This window comes from Synechococcus sp., from assembly GCF_982614295.1.
Genome location: NZ_CEXBMR010000029.1, coordinates 4,912 through 22,622, shown reverse-complemented (window position 1 = coordinate 22,622; position 17,711 = coordinate 4,912). Strand labels below are relative to the sequence as shown.

Below are 17,711 nucleotides of genomic sequence, written 5' to 3'. Positions count from 1 at the left end.
TGGAGCAGTAATTCGTCCCAGGCCTTTGAACTGCCAACAGGTGGTGCAGCGATGATGAATTCAGGCGAAAACATCATGTATTTCTCCCGAAAGGAGCAATGTCTCGCCCTAGGCACTCAGCTGCGCACCAAATTTAAGCCCAGGATTGAGGATTACAAGATCTACCGGATTTATCCTGGTGGCGACATTGAATTCCTGCATCCTGCAGATGGTGTGTTCCCAGAAAAAGTAAAAGAAGGTCGTGCGATGGTTGGTCACAACTCACGCCGTATTGGCCAAAATCCAAATCCTGCCAATTTAAAATTCAGCGGCCGCGAAACTTTCGACAATTAATTTAATAACTATTCCAATAACTGAAGTGCTTTCAGCGATCAACTTTTGAGTTGATTAAATTATTCATCTAGATGGTCTGTTCAAACCAAGGCAGCAGCTTCGAACCAATTTGGCGGCGCTGGCCCGCAGACCTAGAAACCCCCCTTAGCACTTGGCTCAAGGTGGGGCACAGTCGCCCCTACGGATTCCTACTTGAATCTGTTGAAGGGGGAGAGCAACTGGGGCGATGGAGTTTTGTAGCTAGCGATCCCCTTTGGGTGCTCACCAGCCGCGGCGGCAACAGCAGCCTCGATCACCGCGATGGCAGCAGCATCAATCTGCAAGGCAATCCGTTTGAACTTCTGCGGGAGTTGCTGCTTCCTTATCATTCAACCCCGATCCCAGGCTTGCCTCCTGTTGGCCAACTCTTTGGGTTTTGGAGTTATGAATTAATCCAATGGATTGAACCCAGCGTTCCCGTGCATCCCCGCGGCCCGGATGATCTCCCCGATGGCTGCTGGATGTTTTGTGACAGCTTGCTGGTGTTTGATCAGGTGCGCCGCCAAATCACCGCGATTAGTTACGCAAACCTCAGCGATGGAGTTGATTCAAGCCAGGCGAAAGCAGAAGCCAGCGAACGGCTTGAAGCACTAGAGCAACGCTTAAATCAACCATTACCTGCCGGAATCTCACCACTGCAATGGCGAGATCAATCCGCCGATCAGTTACCAATCACCAGCAACACCACAAAAGCAGCCTTTGAAGCCTCGGTTGCCAAAGCCGAAGATCACATCCTTGCCGGGGATGTATTTCAACTGGTACTGAGCCAACGGCTTGAAGCGGAGGTGCAGCGGGATCCCTTCGAGCTATATCGCAGCCTGCGCATGGTTAATCCCTCTCCATATATGGGCTTTTTTGCTTTTAACGGTTGGTATCTAATAGGCTCCAGCCCGGAAGTGATGGTAAAAGCCGATCCCCAAGCTGATGGCACGGTGAAAGCAACGGTGCGGCCGATTGCAGGCACCCGCCGCCGCGGTGCAACCGAAAGCGACGACTTGGCCCTTGAACAGGAATTATTAGCTGATCCCAAAGAAAGGGCAGAGCATGTGATGTTGGTGGATTTAGGTCGCAACGACCTGGGTAGGGTTTGCCAACCCGGCAGCGTTGCCGTGCAGGAGTTGATGGTGATCGAGCGTTATTCCCACGTGATGCATATCGTTTCCCAAGTAGAAGGGGTATTGCGCCCTGATGCCGATGTGTGGGATCTACTTCAAGCCAGCTTTCCGGCGGGCACAGTTAGCGGCGCGCCAAAAATTAGGGCAATGCAATTGATTAACGAATTGGAACCAGGGGTTAGGGGCCCCTATTCAGGGGTTTATGGGGCTATAGACCTTAGCGGCGCCCTCAATACAGCAATCACAATCCGCACCATGGTGGTTCGCAGTAATGGCAAAGGGGGCTGGCGGGTTCAGGTGCAAGCAGGAGCTGGAATTGTGGCTGATTCAGATCCGAGCTCTGAATACGAGGAAACCTTGAATAAAGCCCGCGGTTTGCTGAAGGCATTGGCCTGCCTTTCATGAGCAAAAGTTTGCTGAAAGGCTTTGAAGTGGAGCTCTACACCGGTAAAGCTGATGGCACGGTAGTGGGCTGTTCAGCGGAGGCTGCCGCTGCGCTTCCAGGGGTTGTAACCGAACCTGATTGCCGCAACCTTGAATACATCACCGCACCGGAAGCTAGCTACAGCAAACAGTTGGAACTACTGCTGGAGCCGCGCCGACAATTACGCCGCTGGCTGCAACCCAAAGGCCTCACCCTGCTACCTGGCAGCACCCTGAGCCTTGGCGATAGTGCAATATTTCAACGTTCTGATCCCAGCAACCCATATCACCACTACATCGAAACCACCTACGGCACCAGGGTAGTTACTGCCAGTGTTCATATCAACTTGGGCCTTGAAAACCCAGAGCAAATTTTTGCGGCTTGCCGTTTATTGCGCTGTGAAGCAGCCTTATTGCTAGCCCTGAGCGCAAGTTCACCATTCCTGGATGGCAAACCCACTGGAGCCCATTCCCAACGGTGGTTGCAATTCCCAATTACCCCAGTGCAGGTGCCACTTTTTAGTGGCCACAGCGAATACGTGGCCTGGATGGAGAGCCAATTAAGCAACGGAAATATGCGTAATGTGAGGCATTTATGGTCGTCTGTGCGGCCAAATGGCCCCGATCGGCCCCACGGTCTTAATCGGGTTGAACTGCGTATTTGCGATTTGATAACCGATCCAAAGCAGTTATTAGCAATTACTGCTTATGCCGAACTACGGCTGCATCAACTACTTGAAAACCCAAGCCAACACGATCCCCTTACAGCTAGCAAACTTAATCTGAAGGAATTGCAGCTTCTTGCCGATGCCAACGACAAAGCAGCAGCCAGATCCAGCCTTGAGGCAGTTTTACTGCATTGGCGCGATGGAGAACCGCTCAGCGCTCGGGCATGGCTTGAGAACCAAATAGCGGAAATGCGTCTTTGGCCTGGAGCAAGGGATTTATTGCCCTGGCTTGCTCCCCTTGATGGAATCTTGCAAAACGGTAATACCGCCATGAATTGGCTTTCAAGGCACAAAAATGGCGAAAGCATAAGTTCCCTCATTAGCACAGGTGCAACCGCTATGGAAAATGAAGAAATCCAGGAATGGGAAGCAATTAAAGCAAAAAATGTATCGCCTGGAGCCGTAATAAACGGCGGCCATTTGGGATGATTGAACCTCTCAATTCACCTAAGGCTTCGCCGATGCGGCAGACGCTGCCCAGCTCAAATATTTTGATGGGCCGCCGCACCCTGAGGCAATTAAATGAGCGGCTTGAATTGGTGGAAGATCTCTGGCGAACCGTATTACATAGTGAATGCCCCCCTAGCCAAGCGGAGCGGTTACTTAAGCTCAAGCAACTTTGCGATGAAGAGGAAACATCAAAAGAAATTATTTGCATAATCGTAGAGATGGATCTTGCCGAAGCGATCGCTGCAGCAAGAGCATTTTCGCTTTATTTTCAATTAGTAAATATCCTTGAGCAACATATTGAGGAAGATCGCTATTTAGCCACAATGGCGAATGGAGATGAAGAGGATGATCCCCTTGGGAATCCATTCACACCCCATCTAGTTAGCCACGATGAGCCAGCAACTTTTCAACGCTTGTTTCGCCGCTTACGAAGTTTAAATGTGCCGCCGGGGCTACTAGAAACGCTACTGCGCGACCTGGATGTGCGCTTGGTATTTACCGCCCATCCCACCGAAATCGTGCGGCATACAGTTCGACATAAACAACGCAGAGTAGCTAATCTCATTCAGAAATTAGAAGGCTGTGACCGTGGATTCGGCCCGATAGAAGATCGTCACGTTTTACGCCAGCAACTGGAAGAAGAAATAAGATTGTGGTGGCGCACTGATGAATTACATCAATTCAAGCCATCTGTTTTAGATGAGGTGGATTATGCATTGCACTATTTCCAGCAGGTATTATTCCAAGCGCTGCCTATATTAAGTGAGAGGATTCGTAAAGCATTAGCTTTAAGTTATCCAAATGTAACGCCACCAGAGGATGGCTTTTGTACCTTTGGTTCCTGGGTGGGTGCAGATCGCGATGGCAACCCTTCTGTAACACCAGATATAACTTGGCGCACCGCTTGTTTCCAGCGACGCTTGATGTTGGAGAGATATATATCAGCGGTAGCGCAACTAAAAGATCAATTAAGTATTTCAATGCAATGGAGCCAGGTAAGTGGTGCCTTATTGGAATCACTGGAAATGGATCGATTGCGTTTTCCAGTGATCTACGAACGCCTTGCCGCCCGTTACCGGCTCGAACCCTATCGGTTAAAACTTTGCTACATCCTTGAGCGATTACAACTTACCCAGCAACGTAATGGAATGCTGGCAACCGCCGGATGGGAAGCCCCTAATGATGCCAATGATCCAGCGCCAAGCATCGGCAACTTAGGCGGGCCCCCTGAATTGCATTACCGCTCCTATTTAGATTTTCGCAGCGATCTTGAATTAATCCGCACCAGCTTGCAGGCCACCCAACTCAGCTGCGAACCGCTGCAACGCTTATTAAGCCAGGTGCAAATTTTTGGCTTTACCCTTGCTTCCCTAGATATTCGCCAAGAAAGCAGCCGTCATAGTGAAGCTTTAACAGAACTAAGCCATTACCTACAGCTGCCCATCACCTATGACGCGATGGATGAGGCGCAACGTGTGCAGTGGCTACTACAGGAACTTCAAACCCGCAGGCCCCTGATTCCCACCGGGCCCCATTGGAGTGCCGCCACCGCCGAAACCTTTGCGATTTTTCGCATGTTGGAACGTTTACAGCAGGAATTCGGTAATCGCATCTGCCGCACTTATGTAATTTCAATGTGCCATAGCCAGTCTGATTTGCTGGAGGTGTTGGTATTAGCTAAAGAGGCAGGCTTAGTTGATCCGGTTGAAGGCAGTACCCGTTTACAAGTGGTGCCATTATTTGAAACGGTAGAAGATTTACGCTGCGCTCCTGCCGTGATGGCAGCATTATTTGAAACGTCTTTCTACCAGAAATTATTGCAACGCGAAGAGATTCCGCTTCAGGAGGTGATGCTTGGCTATTCCGACAGCAATAAAGATTCAGGCTTTTTGTCCTGCAATTGGGAAATCCATCGCGCCCAGATGTCTTTACAAAGTTTATGCAGTAGCCATAAGTTAGGCCTAAGAATTTTTCATGGTCGTGGCGGTTCGGTGAGCCGTGGCGGCGGACCCGCATATCAAGCGATTTTAGCCCAACCCAGTGGCACTTTAAGCGGACGTATAAAAATAACTGAACAAGGGGAAGTACTGGCATCTAAATATGCATTACCTGAGCTCGCTTTATATAATCTTGAAACTGTTACTACCGCTGTTTTACAGAATAGTTTGCTTGGCACAGAGCTTGATGAAACAGAAAATTGGAATCAACTAATGGAACGCCTTGCGGTGTGCTCCAGGCGCCACTACAGGGCCTTAGTGCACGACAACCCCGATCTTGTTGATTTCTTTGAACAGGTAACACCAATTGAAGAAATCAGTAAATTGCAAATCAGTTCTCGTCCTGCCAGGCGGCAGCGTGGCGGCCGTGATCTTTCCGCTTTACGGGCTATCCCCTGGGTATTCGGCTGGACCCAAAGCCGCTTCTTGTTACCCAGCTGGTTTGGAGTGGGCGCCGCCATACGCGATGAACTTGATATCGATCCCAAACAATTGGAACTATTGCGGGTTTTATATCAACGATGGCCCTTCTTTAGGATGTTAATTTCCAAGGTGGAGATGACACTCGCCAAGGTTGATTTAGATCTAGCGCATCACTACGTACAAGCTTTAGGTAGCCCGGAAAGCCGCACAGCATTTGAAGCAATTTTTGAGCAGATCTCAAGCGAATATCAACTAACTAAAGATTTAGTATTACAAATTTCTGGCCATAAAAGGCTGCTGGATGGTGATCCCGCTTTACAACAATCAGTGGAACTACGCAACCGCACAATCGTGCCCTTGGGCTTTTTGCAAGTTGCACTTTTAAGGCGTTTGCGCAATCAACATAGACAACCGCCAAGGAATGAAACAGAAGCAAACGATACAAAAACCTACAGCCGCAGCGAACTGTTACGTGGTGCCTTGCTCACGATTAATGGCATTGCTGCTGGCTTGCGCAACACCGGTTGAACAAAGTTTTAAGCGCCCATAATTAAATGATGCCTTATTTCCGTAGCAGCACTGCCGCGCCCCAATTACCTGAGGGTTATCAGATTTATTGGCAACCATTGCCAACAGGTGCTGAAGAGGTAAATAAATTGCTGCAAAAATGCGGCGCTCCTATCCGCAGCAACGAAAAGGTTGCATTAGCCCTTGAGCACAGTGCCTGGTCGCTGAGGGTAGAAAAAAAAGATCAGCTAGTGGGATTCCTACGGGTTACAAGCGATGAAGCTTTAAATGCAAATCTTTGGGATCTCGTGGTTCTACCTGAAGAAATAGAAAAACAGAAAATCATGGAGGTGTTGGTTTACAGCTCCCTCAACAGAATGCGCAAGCAATGGCCTGGCTGCAGTATCTCTTTGGCTGCAGGGCCGGAATTGATCCCAATTCTTGAAACCTATGGATTTAGCTCAGATCCAAACGGCATTCGTGCCATGGGATTAGAGCTGAAACCTGAACTGGCTAGGGGAAAAACGAGCATGGAGGGACTCGAACCCCCGACATTCAGAACCGGAATCTGACGCTCTATCCAACTGAGCTACATGCCCCCACTTAACTAGCCTAGCTGTCAAACCGCCTGGGCCCCATTCTTCTCCACCGCCTGGAGCTCAGCAGCTTTCGCAACTACAGCAACCTGAAATTGGTGCTTGATTCACCGCGTCTTTTGGTACTTGGCCAAAACGGTGAAGGTAAATCCAATCTGCTGGAGGCAGTGGAAATTCTTGGCAGCCTGCGTTCCCATCGCTGCAGCAATGATCGCGATTTAATTCAAAGGGGTGCGAAATCTGGCTTTTTAAGAGCTCAGGCTGGTTTTGATGGAGCAGATGAACTGGTATTGGAACTGCGGCGGGAGGGGGGTCGCAGGGCGCAACGCAATGGCAAGTTGTTAGAGCGGCAGCTCGATTTGCTGGGCCCTTTACGTTGCGTTGGATTCAGCGCCCTTGATTTGGAATTGGTGAGGGGGGAACCAGCCCTGCGGCGCAGCTGGCTGGATCGTGTGGTTTTACAACTGGAGCCGGTTTATGGCGAACTGCTGAGCCGTTATGGCCGCCTACTGAAACAACGCAGTCAGCTTTTACGGCGGCAGCTTGGAGGGCCGCTTGGGGGGCAAGCGGAAATGCTGGATGTATTCGATCAGCAATTAGCTGCTGTTGGTGTAAGGCTGCATCGCCGTCGCTTTCGCATGCTGCGACGCCTAGAGCCACTGGCGGCACCGTGGCAAGCAAAACTCAGCGGTGGTAGGGAGAAACTGCAACTTCGATACCTTCCTGGCAGTGAATTAGTGGAGCCCGAACAGGAAAGTGTTTGGCAAGCCAGCCTGCTGGCCCAGCTGCAGATGCAACGAGATCAGGAATTTCGCTTGGGTTTTTGCACGGTGGGTCCCCAAAGAGACGATGTGGCTCTTTTACTTGGGGGTGAACCAGCGAGGCGCTTGGGTTCAGCCGGCCAACAACGCTGTTTAGTGCTGGCATTGAAATTGGCAGAGTTGGAATTGGTGAAGCAGTTCAGTGGCAGCGCCCCAATTCTGCTGCTAGATGATGTACTGGCGGAGCTTGATCCAAACCGCCAACAACTGCTGTTGGAAGCAATTGGCGAGGGGCATCAATGCCTTGTAAGCGCCACCCACCTCCATAGCTGCGTGGAGGAATGGCGTAACAAAGCCCAACTGATCACGGTGCAGGGGGGATCACTTTTGGCTGAACACTGTTAGGAGCTGGAAGCGGGGCTTTGTTTAAACCAGAAGGCTTTACAAGAAATAGAGCTCCAGCTCCCACCGCCACTGCCACCACAAACAACACAAGCAGCAACTCGCCAACAGTTAATCCGCGTGTTTGCCGATTTATTTCCATTTTAAAAACCGTTTAAGCCACTGGTGAGCGCTAAGATTAGAAGCTCTTTTGCCCGATTCGATGGCCCAAGCCTCATCCTGTTTGCACCCAGATCCAGGACGCCCCGCAACCCCTGTTCCCCAACATGAAAATGTCCCAACGGACATGGTGGGTAAACATTGCATTCTCGAGCTGTACGACTGTGATTCCAGCCGGCTCGACGACGAAGCATTTCTCAGGAACGCCATCACCTCAGCAGCGAAGCGGGCTGGCGCCACACTCCTGAACTTGATCACCCACCGGTTCGAACCCCAAGGGGTAACGGGATTAGCACTTTTAGCTGAATCCCATATCTCAATTCACACCTGGCCAGAATCCGGCTACGCCGCAGTGGATGTATTCACTTGTGGCGATCACACCATGCCTGAAAGGGCCTGTGCCGTGCTCAGCGAAGAGTTGGGTTCTACGCGTCAAAACTTGCGAAGTTTGAGACGGCGCACCCCATCTGCAATTGCAGACACGCAACGGGAGCCACTTCCGTCATAAACGCTCGCACCTACTGCAACAGGGAACGGTTGAGCTTTCCGCTCACCAAACCCTCAAGATCAACACTTACTGCAGTGAAACCAAGCGCCAAGAATTGACTTACCAACTCTTGGCGTTCTTTTGGTTTTAAAAGTTGAACCAAGTCTGCAGGCAATAGTTCAATGCGAGCTGTATCCCCCTGACAGCGCACCCTTAGTTGGCTAAAGCCAAAACCTCTTAATATGTCTTCCGCTTTGGCCACTCTTTGCAACCGGTTGGCGCTTACCGGTTCGCCATAGGGAAACCTAGAAGCAAGACATGGCTGGGCTGGCTTATCCCACCAAGGGAAACCGAGGGCCCTTGAAATTTCTCTTACCCCTTGCTTATCAATACCGAATTGCAGCAAAGGGGATGCCACTCCATGTTCAGCAGCTGCCTGTAGGCCTGGGCGATGATCTGCTTGATCATCTTGATTTACTCCATCAAGCACCAAGAAAGTGCCGGATATTTTAGTTAATAAGCCATGTAATTCCTTTTTACAAAAATAACAACGGTTTTCTGGATTTGAACTGTAATTTATATCATTAAGTTCTTGAGTAAGAATTTCGCGGTGCCGCATCCCTAGCCATTGGGCCTGCCAACGGGCTTCCTGCAGCAAACTTGGCGCTAAAGCAGGCGAAACTCCGGTTACAGCTTCGGCGCGATCAGCCAATTGTTCGGCCGCAAGAGCCGCTACTAAAGTGCTGTCTACTCCGCCTGAATAAGCCACCACCACAGCAGATTGTTGCAGCAACCAATTGCGTAAAGCAGATAGTTGCTGCTGCCGTGGTGCCGGCAAGCTTTCTACCAGTGGATGATTTGAAGTTTGGATGATCACAGGGATTTGCCCCGTAGCCAGTTCAGGCTATCCAGCCTCGTTACAATCCGCCCATGACAAGCTCAAGTGGTGGTGGGATTGGCATACGCACTGCCGCTGGCAGCGATGAACGCAACCATGGCCAGCTGCATGTTTACGACGGGGATGGGAAAGGGAAAAGCCAGGCGGCCCTTGGAGTTGTACTACGCACTATCGGCCTTGGCATCTGTGAAAAGAAACGCACGCGCGTTTTATTAATCCGCTTCCTTAAAGGACCTGGCAGGGCCTACGCAGAAGATGCAGCCATCGAAGCGTTGCAACAGGGCTTCCCCCACTTAATTGATCAGGTGCGCACTGGCCGTGCCGACTATTTCAACGCTGATGAAGTAACACGATTTGATCGCCAAGAAGCCCAACGCGGTTGGGATATTGCTCGTGGTGCCTTAGCGAGCGCTCTTTATTCAGTGGTGGTGCTCGATGAATTAAATCCAGTTTTGGATCTTGGTTTGCTGGACGAACAGGAGGTAGTTAGAACCCTGGCGGCAAAACCAGCTGGCCTTGAGGTAATTGCCACCGGTAGGGGTGCACCAAGATCGTTAGTGAATTTGGCCGATCTTCATTCCGAAATGCGCGCCCATCAACATCCATCTGCTGCTGATTTAGGGGTTGAAGGCATTGAGATATATACCGGCGAAGGCAAGGGAAAATCCACCAGCGCCCTCGGCAAAGCATTGCAGGCCATCGGTAAAGGCATCAGCCAAGATAAAAGCCATCGGGTATTAATTTTACAATGGCTAAAAGGTGGCACCGGTTACACAGAAGACAGCGCAATTGCAGCACTAAGAGAAAGTTATCCCCATTTAGTTGATCATTTAAGGTCTGGTAGAGATGCGATTGTTTGGCGCGGTCAACAGCAACCGATTGACTACGTGGAAGCAGAAAGAGCCTGGGAAATCGCTCGCGCGGCGATCGCCAGCGGCTTATATAAAACAGTGATTCTTGATGAATTAAATCCCACAGTGGATCTCGAATTACTGCCCGTGGAGCCGATAATGCAAACCCTGTTGCGCAAACCTCGCGACACTGAGGTAATAATTACCGGCCGCTGCAAACACCCACCCGCCTATTTCGACCTAGCCAGTGTTCATTCGGAAATGGTATGCCACAAACATTATGCCGAAAGGGGAATAGATTTAAAGCGTGGGGTAGATTATTAATACTAAACAAGCAATTAGCTGTTGCTTTTCAATTGGCAGCCACGACTCCTTATCCTTGATAAATGTTTGGAAACGAAATTAATCACACGGCTTGAAACCTCGTCGCCATTAGATATATTATCCCATATCGAATTATGATCCCGGTTTTTGATATCCAACAAACTCATATTATTAAAGCCTACTTCCTTGAGATTTGCTAAAAACTGATAATTTTGATCTCGCCTCCACTTTTCATCGCCATCGGCAATAATTGCCAACCAGGGCATACTTGGGAAGGAGGTTCTGCCCCAAAATTGAGGAGTGGTAGAAGCATTTAACCAAAGCCTCGGATCCTCGCCCCAAACATCTTTAGGCCTACTTGGAGCAACTAAATCAATGTCGTGAAAAGCACTCACAGGAATAGCTCCACTTATTGCATTCAATTTAAGATCATGCTTCGCTAAATAATCGCCATTAAGTGATAGAAGAGTAATAAGATAAGCGCCAGCTGAGTGGCCGATAACATAAACTGAGCTGGGATCTCCACCATAGTTAGATATATTCTTTTTTGTCCAAGCAAATGCAGCTGCTACGTCTTCCACATGGGCTGGATGAGAAACCTCCGGCGAAAGGCGATAGTTAATTGCAGCCACAGCAATCCCAGAAGATGCAAATAATTTACTTTTTTTTTCATCTTCACTTTTATCACCTTTCCTTAAGCCCCCTCCATGCACAGACAACAAAGTAGGAAAACATTTAGATTTTACTGGAATATACAAATCGAGTTGCCTGCGATCAGCCTCTTTAGTATTGGAGGGATTGGCAACTTCCACATAATTAACGTCTCTTATACTGCGCACATCCTGCTGGGCTAGCGCCGCAGCTGAACAAAGCCCAAAACAAATTGCAGGAAGCAGATGGGAAAGATTAAAACTCATTATTAAACATTGGCACGGGCGGAGTGGAGAAAAAAGCGTCGATAGTCTGGATCTTTTTCAAGTAAATCTAAAAACCGATCACGATCTAAACGCAACAGCAAACCATCGCCCCTTGCCCTCACAGTTACGGTTCGGGGTTGATCTTCAAGCAGCCCGGCATCACCAAAGAAATCCCCCTCCTCCAACACCCCCTGCTTTACAGGAATTCCGCCCCAAAGATCCGCCTGCAGCATCTCCAAGGTGCCAGCCACCACAACATAAAAACTATCTGGTGCGTCGCCTTCTCTGAACACCTCTTCCCCTGGTCGCACCCGATCACTAACAAATTCAGAGGCCAACCAATCCAACAATGAGGACTCCACCCCATCAAATAAAGGAATCGATGCCAATCGGGCTGCAGTAATTCGCACCCGTTGCCCAGCTCGCAAATCAAATCCACTCATTTGGCGATGCCAATAGGAGGCATAAAGCCCCCCCGCTGCAAGCAATGCGTTGTGGTGACCCTGTTCCACTACTTTTCCTGCCGCAATAACAGCCACCTGGTCCATGGAAGCCGCCGCTCGCAGGCGATGCAAAACGGCAATCACAGTTCGCCCTTCTCCCAAACGGGCAAGCGTTCCATTTATTGCAGCTTCAGTGGCTGGATCCAAAGCACTAGTGGCTTCATCTAAGAGCAATAAACGGGGATCCCGCAGGATTGCTCGAGCAATAGCAATGCGTTGGCGTTGGCCACCGGATAAACAGCCGCCTCCAAACCCCACCGGAGTTTTTAAACCGTGAGGTAACCCTTCCAAAAAGCTGCCTAATTCAGCCGCCTCGGCAGCTGCTCTCACCTCAGCGCTACTGGCATCAAGACGGCCAAGGCGAATATTTTCAGCAATGCTCAAATCAAACAACACTGGCTCCTGCGGCACTAATGCCACCTGGTTTAACCATTGGTCTCGATTGAAGCTGGCTAACGGCAAGCCATCAGCCAGCAGTTCTCCCCCTTGGGGTTCCAGTTGACGCAACAGCAGCTTTAAAACTGTGCTTTTACCGCCGCCACTGGGGCCCACCAACGCCAATGAGCTGCCTGCTGGAATTTGCAAACAAAGATCTTCAAGGCCGCCGCCTTCTCCATAGCGGTAGCTCACCTGTTTCAGCTCTAGGCCCTGCTTGAGCGGAGGCGGTGCCGGCAAACTTGCAGCCTTTGTTTTGACAAAACGCTGTTGCGGTAATTTTCGCTCCAATAGATCCAAGGCGGTGCTGGCCGCCTGCAGCGGCAGTAATAAGGGGCCCAGTTGCCACATGCCGCTAACTAAAGCTGTTGCGATGCCAAGCGCTGCCACCAATTGCCCCACACTTAATTGTTTTTGCAGCACCAACCAGGTTCCTAATGCGAACACACTCACCAAGGTGAGAAGCGCAGATGCGGTGAGGGCTGCATTTTGCAAGCCATTCACAGTGCCCACCTGAAGCCCCTTGCGTTTTAAATCGTGGTTACGCGTAGCAAAATCTGCCCGCGTAGCGCTGCCAAGACCAAACAGATCCACTAACTCGCGGCTGCGCAAGCGCTCCATGGCAAATGCCAACAAAATTGCAGCCTTTGCAACCCGGCCCTCTTCACTACGAGCTAAGGCTGGGGTGAAAGCAACCTGGCTTAAAAACAACAACGGCGTGAGAACCACCGCAACTAATGCCAAACGCCAATTGATATGAAACAGCAGCAACACACTGAGCACGAGCTGAGCCAGTGTCCAAATAAAAAGCGGCAACTGAACCACCACCACATTCTCAATGGTGGGTATCTGCTGGGCTAATAAAGCTTGTTGCTCCCCTTCAAATCCAACCCCAGTTGGTTGTTTCTCCTGAAGCAGTTGCGTGAACAAACGCTCACGAAAATCATTGCCAAGTTCACCGCCAATTGCTGCGAATAGTTTTACTTGCAAGCCATTACATGCCACCGCTATCAGCAACCAAATGCAGGGCAATACCAAAAGAGGAATAGCGCGGGCCGGTTCCCCAGGGGTGATAGCGCGATCGATAACCAACTGCAATAAAACCGGAATGCCCACCATTAAGAGGGGATCCGGCAATACCGCCAAAATTGCTAACACGGCCTGAGCCCGATATCTACCGAAATAAGGCCAAAGGCGCAGCGGCAGCGTTAAGGCAGCCATAAATAACAAAAACCAATCAGGGTTAAAGCTTAATAACGCTGAACGCTTTGATCGATCTCTTTACTCCAGGCTTCTATACCACCTTCAATATTGATACCTTCAATGCCATGGCGCCGCAATGCAATCAAGGCCTTGGCGCTCCGCCCCCCCAGTTTGCAATGCACATAAAGACGTTTACCCATGCTCAGCTCTTTCACACGCTCGATGGCACTGCCATCTTCAATTGAATCCAACGGCACCAAAATTGCCCCAGATATAACAGCGATTGCAGCTTCTGGTGGATTACGCACATCGAGCAATATCAAATCCTTTGCATCACTATCTAATAGTGCTTTCAAATCACCAACACTAATGCTTGCAACAGACCCCGCCTCCTCCTGGCCAGGGGCACTGCCTCCCACACCGCAAAATTCTTGATAATCTATTAACTTATCAATTACCGGGCGCTCTTTGGAAGGGCGCAGCTTAAGCTCTCTAAATTTCATTGCAAGCGCATCAAATAACAACAACCTGCCGCTTAATGTTGTGCCGATTCCAGTTATTATTTTTATAGTTTCAGTTGCCTGGATAATTCCAATAACTCCTGGCAATACACCCACCACTCCCCCTTCTGCGCAAGAGGGCACCAATCCTGGGGGCGGTGGCTCTGGGAATAGATCGCGATAGTTAGGGCTTTCAGAGTCTAAATTAAATACTGTTGCCTGCCCTTCAAAACGGAATATCGAACCGTAAACATTAGGCTTTCCCAATAAAACGCATGCATCATTTACTAAATAACGAGTAGGGAAATTATCAGTGCCATCGCAAATAATATCGTAGGGAGCCATTATCTCCAGAGCATTTTCACTTGTTAATGCTGTTTCGTAAAGATCTACTTGGCAATGGGGATTAATCTCATGAATGCGATGTTTTGCAGATTCAATTTTTGGTTTGCCAACCCAACTAGTGCCGTGGATCACCTGCCGTTGCAGGTTGCTGTAATCCACCACGTCAAAATCGACAATTCCCAAACGACCCACACCAGCCGCCGCCAGGTAGAGCAGCAGCGGCGAGCCCAACCCACCCGTTCCAACACACAGCACAGCTGCCGCCTTCAACCTCTTTTGCCCTTCCATGCCCACTTCGGGCAAAATCAGATGCCTGGAAAACCTGGCAATTTCATCAGGACACAAACTGATATCGCTGGTGTTTAGGGGGAGCATGGCTGCATTAATTGGTGCACGCGGCACCTGAGCTTTTTTTATTCTCCCAAATACTTGGCCACCCCAAGCTTCAAACGATCAGCCAATGCCCATCGGTTTTGAAATAAGCCTGGTGAAACTACAAAGTTCTCGATACCTTGATCGCAGTAACTAACTCAAAGTCCATGACGGAACCAAGCGAAGTAAACATCGACGCTCAACCGGTGGACAGCAGCAACGCTGAAAACACAAATCCACTTGGCGATATCAGCGGGGCTGCTGCTGATTTCAAAGAGCGTTACAGCGAAGTTCTTGGAAAAGTGAACAATGCTCTTGATGGTGTGAATTGGACCCAGATGGGTCGTATCGGCAAATCCGTTGGGATCCTGGTTGCAGTAATAGTGGCCCAGGTATTAATAAAAGGGGTACTCGACACAATTAATCTGCTGCCAGTGGTTCCAGGTTTATTAGAACTGCTTGGTTTAGTGGTGGTAGGTAATTGGAGTTGGGGCAACCTTCGCACAAGCACCAAGAGGGAAGAGCTGGTGCAACGAATCACAAAACTGCGTCAGGAATATCTGGGTTGAATTCATCGCCATGGGATGTGGTGGTGGTGGGGGCTGGTATCGCCGGCCTCACCGCTGCTGCTCTTGCGGCTAAAGCTGGCAAAAAAGTTCTGCTTCTGGAAGCCCACCATCAGAGCGGTGGCTGCGCCGGTACTTTTAAGCGCGGTTCATACACCTTTGATGTGGGGGCTACCCAGGTGGCAGGCCTTGAACTCGGAGGCAGCCATCAACGAATTTTTTCTGAGCTAGCAATTGAGCTGCCCCAAGCCACCCCACTGGATCCTGGCTGTGTTGTTGATCTCAATGATGGCCATGAACCCATCAAGCTTTGGCGCAGTGCTGAACGTTGGCGCGAAGAAAGAAAACGGCAATTCCCTGGCAGTGAAGCTTTTTGGCAGCTTTGTGCCGCTATCCACCGCAGCAATTGGGCTTTTGCTTCTCGTCAACCGATATTGCCGCCTCGCAATAGCTGGGATCTGGGGCAATTGCTAAAAGCCCTAGGCCCCGGCAACTTGGCTAGCGGCCTTTTCATCGGTAACAGCGTTGCAGATTTATTACGACTATGCGGTTGCGCTTACAACGCAAAACAACAAAGGCTGTGGCAATTCCTTGATCTCCAACTTCGTCTTTATTCGCAAGAACCGGCGGAACGCACTGCTGCCCTCTACGGCGCCACCGTGCTCAACATGGCGCAAGAACCTCTGGGTTTGTGGCATCTCCAGGGTTCTATGCAAGCCCTTAGTGACGCCCTAGAAGGGGCCCTTGCCAAACACAAAGCAGAACTGCGGCTAAGACATCGCGTTGAGCGCTTTAGATATCAAAACGGCAGCTGGCTTGTTAGTGGAGAAGGACCTGGGAGAAAGCAATTCGAATGCTCTAGCCCTCAGCTGGTGTGCAGCCTTCCACCCCAAGTTTTACCAAAACTGCTTGGGGAGCAATTGCCCCCTACTTATGCCAAACGGCTCGGGGAATTTGCAGAGCCATCAGGGGCTTTAGTGCTTTACGGCGCTGTAGATCGCGGTTGTTTACCAAGCGATTGCGCAAGCCACTTACAACTCAACTGGGAGGATCCTGGTTCTATTTTTGTATCTATTAGTTGCGAAGGGGATGGACGCGCTCCCGAGGGCCAGGCAACAGTGATCGCCAGCGTTTTTAGCCCCGCAAAAGCCTGGTTTGAATTAGCTCCTGATGCTTATGAAGCAAAAAAAACAGCGAGCCAAAATGGCATAGAAGCAGCTCTTGAAAAACTATTGGGAATTAAGCAAAAAGATTGGCTTCATCGTGAATTATCAACGCCAAGGGGGTTTGCCCACTGGACGGGGCGTCCCTATGGCTATGTGGGGGGATTGGGGCAAAGGCCTAATCGCTTTGGCCCCTTTGGCTTAGCTAGCCGCACACCTTTGCAAGGGCTTTGGCTTTGCGGAGATGGCATCTACCCGGGGGAAGGCACTGCTGGAGTAAGCCTTTCCGCTGAAATGGCGGTTAAACAATTAATTGCATCCAGCTGAACCTGAAACCTGTTTACAAAAACTGCCCTCGTAATTCTTGGCATTGGCTGAGCTTTTGCTCTAACTGCTCCCACTGCTGATTTTCAACCAGCTCAGTTAATGATTGGAGTTCATTTTTATAGCAATCAAGAGCTGTTAGCAGAGCGGAGCGGTTGGTTTGGGCCATCAAGCGCCCCAGCTGTGGGTTTCCGCCCCCCACCCTTGTGGTGTCTGCAAAGCCGGTGGAAGCTAATTGTTGCGCCAGAGGATCACCTAGCGCCGAAGATTGCAACAGAGCCGCCCCCACCAATACGGGCAGATGAGAAATAAACGCCACGGCCTGATCGTGTGTGCTGGCATCGCAGTGCACTGGGATAGCCCCTAGAGCTAAGGCCAAGGTTTCCACCAAAGCCAAAGCAGCAGGATCCCGCCCCTTTGCTGCCGTAATAACCCAAGGCCGCCCCTTAAAAAGACCCTCTACCCCAGCTTCTACCCCAGCAGCAGCGGTGCCAGCCATCGGATGGCTGGGCACAAAACGGGGCAAGCGGCTGCCAAGTGCTGCTTCAACAGGGGCCTTAACGGAACCCATATCTGTAACTACAGCCGCAGCGGGTAAAGCGCTTAACAGCATTTCGCTTGGGGCGATTAGCTGATCAAGGGGCAGAGCTAACACCACAAGCGCGCAAGGTTTCATCAACACCCCAGAAAGATCCACGGCATCCACTAGATCCCGCTCTAGGGCTCGTTGGGCAGTGGCTTGGCGATGCACCCACCCGTGCACCACAAACCCGAGGCGACGCAGATCAAGCGCTAAAGAACCTCCCATCAAGCCCAAACCCACTACACCGATCGGGGCACCGTTCAGCAGGGTTTGCAGTTGCTGCACCATTTCTGCTTGGTTTGTTGCT

14 protein-coding genes and 1 tRNA gene are annotated in these 17,711 nt (G+C 50.3%); 9 read left to right on the top strand and 6 right to left on the bottom strand.

Going from position 1 to position 17,711, the window contains the following annotated elements; all coding sequences use genetic code 11:
* The 4 genes from psaD to ppc form a co-directional block, all read left to right on the top strand.
* Positions 1 to 333 (top strand): photosystem I reaction center subunit II (gene psaD, locus AC2JC8_RS06350; protein ID WP_484594378.1); only part of this gene is annotated, 333 nt, incomplete at its 5' end.
* A gap of 71 nt (positions 334 to 404) precedes the next feature.
* Positions 405 to 1,892 (top strand): anthranilate synthase component I family protein, encoded by a 1,488-nt coding sequence (locus tag AC2JC8_RS06345; RefSeq protein WP_484399959.1) that lies wholly within the window; start codon positions 405 to 407, stop codon positions 1,890 to 1,892.
* A complete protein-coding gene (gshA, locus tag AC2JC8_RS06340; protein WP_484594377.1) occupies positions 1,889 to 3,067 on the top strand; it encodes a glutamate--cysteine ligase in 1,179 nt (392 codons plus the stop codon). Before AC2JC8_RS06345 ends, gshA begins: the two co-directional genes overlap by 4 nt.
* 32 nt (positions 3,068 to 3,099) lie before the next feature.
* Positions 3,100 to 6,036 (top strand): phosphoenolpyruvate carboxylase, encoded by a 2,937-nt coding sequence (gene ppc / locus AC2JC8_RS06335; RefSeq protein ID WP_484420044.1) that lies wholly within the window; start codon positions 3,100 to 3,102, stop codon positions 6,034 to 6,036.
* A gap of 504 nt (positions 6,037 to 6,540) precedes the next feature.
* Here ppc and AC2JC8_RS06330 read toward each other — a convergent pair.
* Positions 6,541 to 6,614, bottom strand: a tRNA-Arg gene (locus AC2JC8_RS06330).
* Between the two features lie 38 nt (positions 6,615 to 6,652).
* Between AC2JC8_RS06330 and recF the strand changes: the two genes are divergently transcribed.
* Complete coding sequence (gene recF / locus AC2JC8_RS06325; protein WP_484594379.1) at positions 6,653 to 7,777, top strand: DNA replication/repair protein RecF; 1,125 nt, start codon at positions 6,653 to 6,655, stop codon at positions 7,775 to 7,777.
* A gap of 199 nt (positions 7,778 to 7,976) precedes the next feature.
* Positions 7,977 to 8,441, top strand: a complete 465-nt coding sequence (gene speD, locus AC2JC8_RS06320; protein WP_484594376.1) for an adenosylmethionine decarboxylase — start codon at positions 7,977 to 7,979, stop codon at positions 8,439 to 8,441.
* A 10-nt stretch (positions 8,442 to 8,451) separates the two neighbouring features.
* Here the strand turns inward: speD and larE are convergent, their stop codons facing one another.
* Positions 8,452 to 9,294, bottom strand: a complete 843-nt coding sequence (gene larE / locus AC2JC8_RS06315; protein ID WP_255133453.1) for an ATP-dependent sacrificial sulfur transferase LarE — start codon at positions 9,292 to 9,294, stop codon at positions 8,452 to 8,454.
* A gap of 56 nt (positions 9,295 to 9,350) precedes the next feature.
* Here larE and AC2JC8_RS06310 point away from each other — a divergent pair, with 56 nt between their 5' ends.
* Positions 9,351 to 10,493: a cob(I)yrinic acid a,c-diamide adenosyltransferase gene (locus AC2JC8_RS06310; RefSeq protein ID WP_295456493.1), complete on the top strand. Its 1,143-nt coding sequence runs from the start codon at positions 9,351 to 9,353 to the stop codon at positions 10,491 to 10,493.
* Between the two features lie 14 nt (positions 10,494 to 10,507).
* Here AC2JC8_RS06310 and AC2JC8_RS06305 read toward each other — a convergent pair whose 3' ends face one another.
* The 3 genes from AC2JC8_RS06305 to moeB are packed head-to-tail and all read right to left on the bottom strand — an operon-like array spanning position 10,508 to position 14,771.
* Complete coding sequence (locus tag AC2JC8_RS06305) at positions 10,508 to 11,410, bottom strand: alpha/beta hydrolase (RefSeq protein WP_484399955.1); 903 nt, start codon at positions 11,408 to 11,410, stop codon at positions 10,508 to 10,510.
* Positions 11,411 to 11,412: 2 nt separating this feature from the next.
* Complete coding sequence (locus AC2JC8_RS06300; RefSeq protein ID WP_484594375.1) at positions 11,413 to 13,569, bottom strand: ATP-binding cassette domain-containing protein; 2,157 nt, start codon at positions 13,567 to 13,569, stop codon at positions 11,413 to 11,415.
* 29 nt (positions 13,570 to 13,598) lie between these two features.
* Positions 13,599 to 14,771: a molybdopterin-synthase adenylyltransferase MoeB gene (gene moeB, locus AC2JC8_RS06295; RefSeq protein ID WP_484399951.1), complete on the bottom strand. Its 1,173-nt coding sequence runs from the start codon at positions 14,769 to 14,771 to the stop codon at positions 13,599 to 13,601.
* Positions 14,772 to 14,935: 164 nt separating this feature from the next.
* Between moeB and AC2JC8_RS06290 the strand changes: the two genes are divergently transcribed.
* Positions 14,936 to 15,337, top strand: coding sequence for a CAAD domain-containing protein (locus AC2JC8_RS06290; RefSeq protein ID WP_255131187.1), 402 nt, complete (start codon positions 14,936 to 14,938; stop codon positions 15,335 to 15,337).
* On the top strand, positions 15,334 to 16,824 hold the full coding sequence (gene crtD / locus AC2JC8_RS06285) for a C-3',4' desaturase CrtD (protein ID WP_484594374.1): 1,491 nt from the start codon (positions 15,334 to 15,336) through the stop codon (positions 16,822 to 16,824). Before AC2JC8_RS06290 ends, crtD begins: the two co-directional genes overlap by 4 nt.
* A 13-nt stretch (positions 16,825 to 16,837) precedes the next feature.
* On the opposite strand, the gene AC2JC8_RS06280 is transcribed toward crtD, so the two are convergent.
* The coding region (locus tag AC2JC8_RS06280; protein WP_484594373.1) for a prephenate/arogenate dehydrogenase at positions 16,838 to 17,711 on the bottom strand (874 nt) is incomplete at its 5' end.

Coding starts and splice junctions, on each gene's coding strand:
- moeB (WP_484399951.1), bottom strand. CDS start 14,771: ATGCTCCCCCTAAACACCAGCGATATCAGTTTGTGTCCTGATGAAATT.
- AC2JC8_RS06305 (WP_484399955.1), bottom strand. CDS start 11,410: ATGAGTTTTAATCTTTCCCATCTGCTTCCTGCAATTTGTTTTGGGCTT.
- AC2JC8_RS06300 (WP_484594375.1), bottom strand. CDS start 13,569: ATGGCTGCCTTAACGCTGCCGCTGCGCCTTTGGCCTTATTTCGGTAGA.
- gshA (WP_484594377.1), top strand. CDS start 1,889: ATGAGCAAAAGTTTGCTGAAAGGCTTTGAAGTGGAGCTCTACACCGGT.
- AC2JC8_RS06310 (WP_295456493.1), top strand. CDS start 9,351: ATGACAAGCTCAAGTGGTGGTGGGATTGGCATACGCACTGCCGCTGGC.
- AC2JC8_RS06345 (WP_484399959.1), top strand. CDS start 405: ATGGTCTGTTCAAACCAAGGCAGCAGCTTCGAACCAATTTGGCGGCGC.
- speD (WP_484594376.1), top strand. CDS start 7,977: ATGGCCCAAGCCTCATCCTGTTTGCACCCAGATCCAGGACGCCCCGCA.
- AC2JC8_RS06290 (WP_255131187.1), top strand. CDS start 14,936: ATGACGGAACCAAGCGAAGTAAACATCGACGCTCAACCGGTGGACAGC.
- ppc (WP_484420044.1), top strand. CDS start 3,100: ATGCGGCAGACGCTGCCCAGCTCAAATATTTTGATGGGCCGCCGCACC.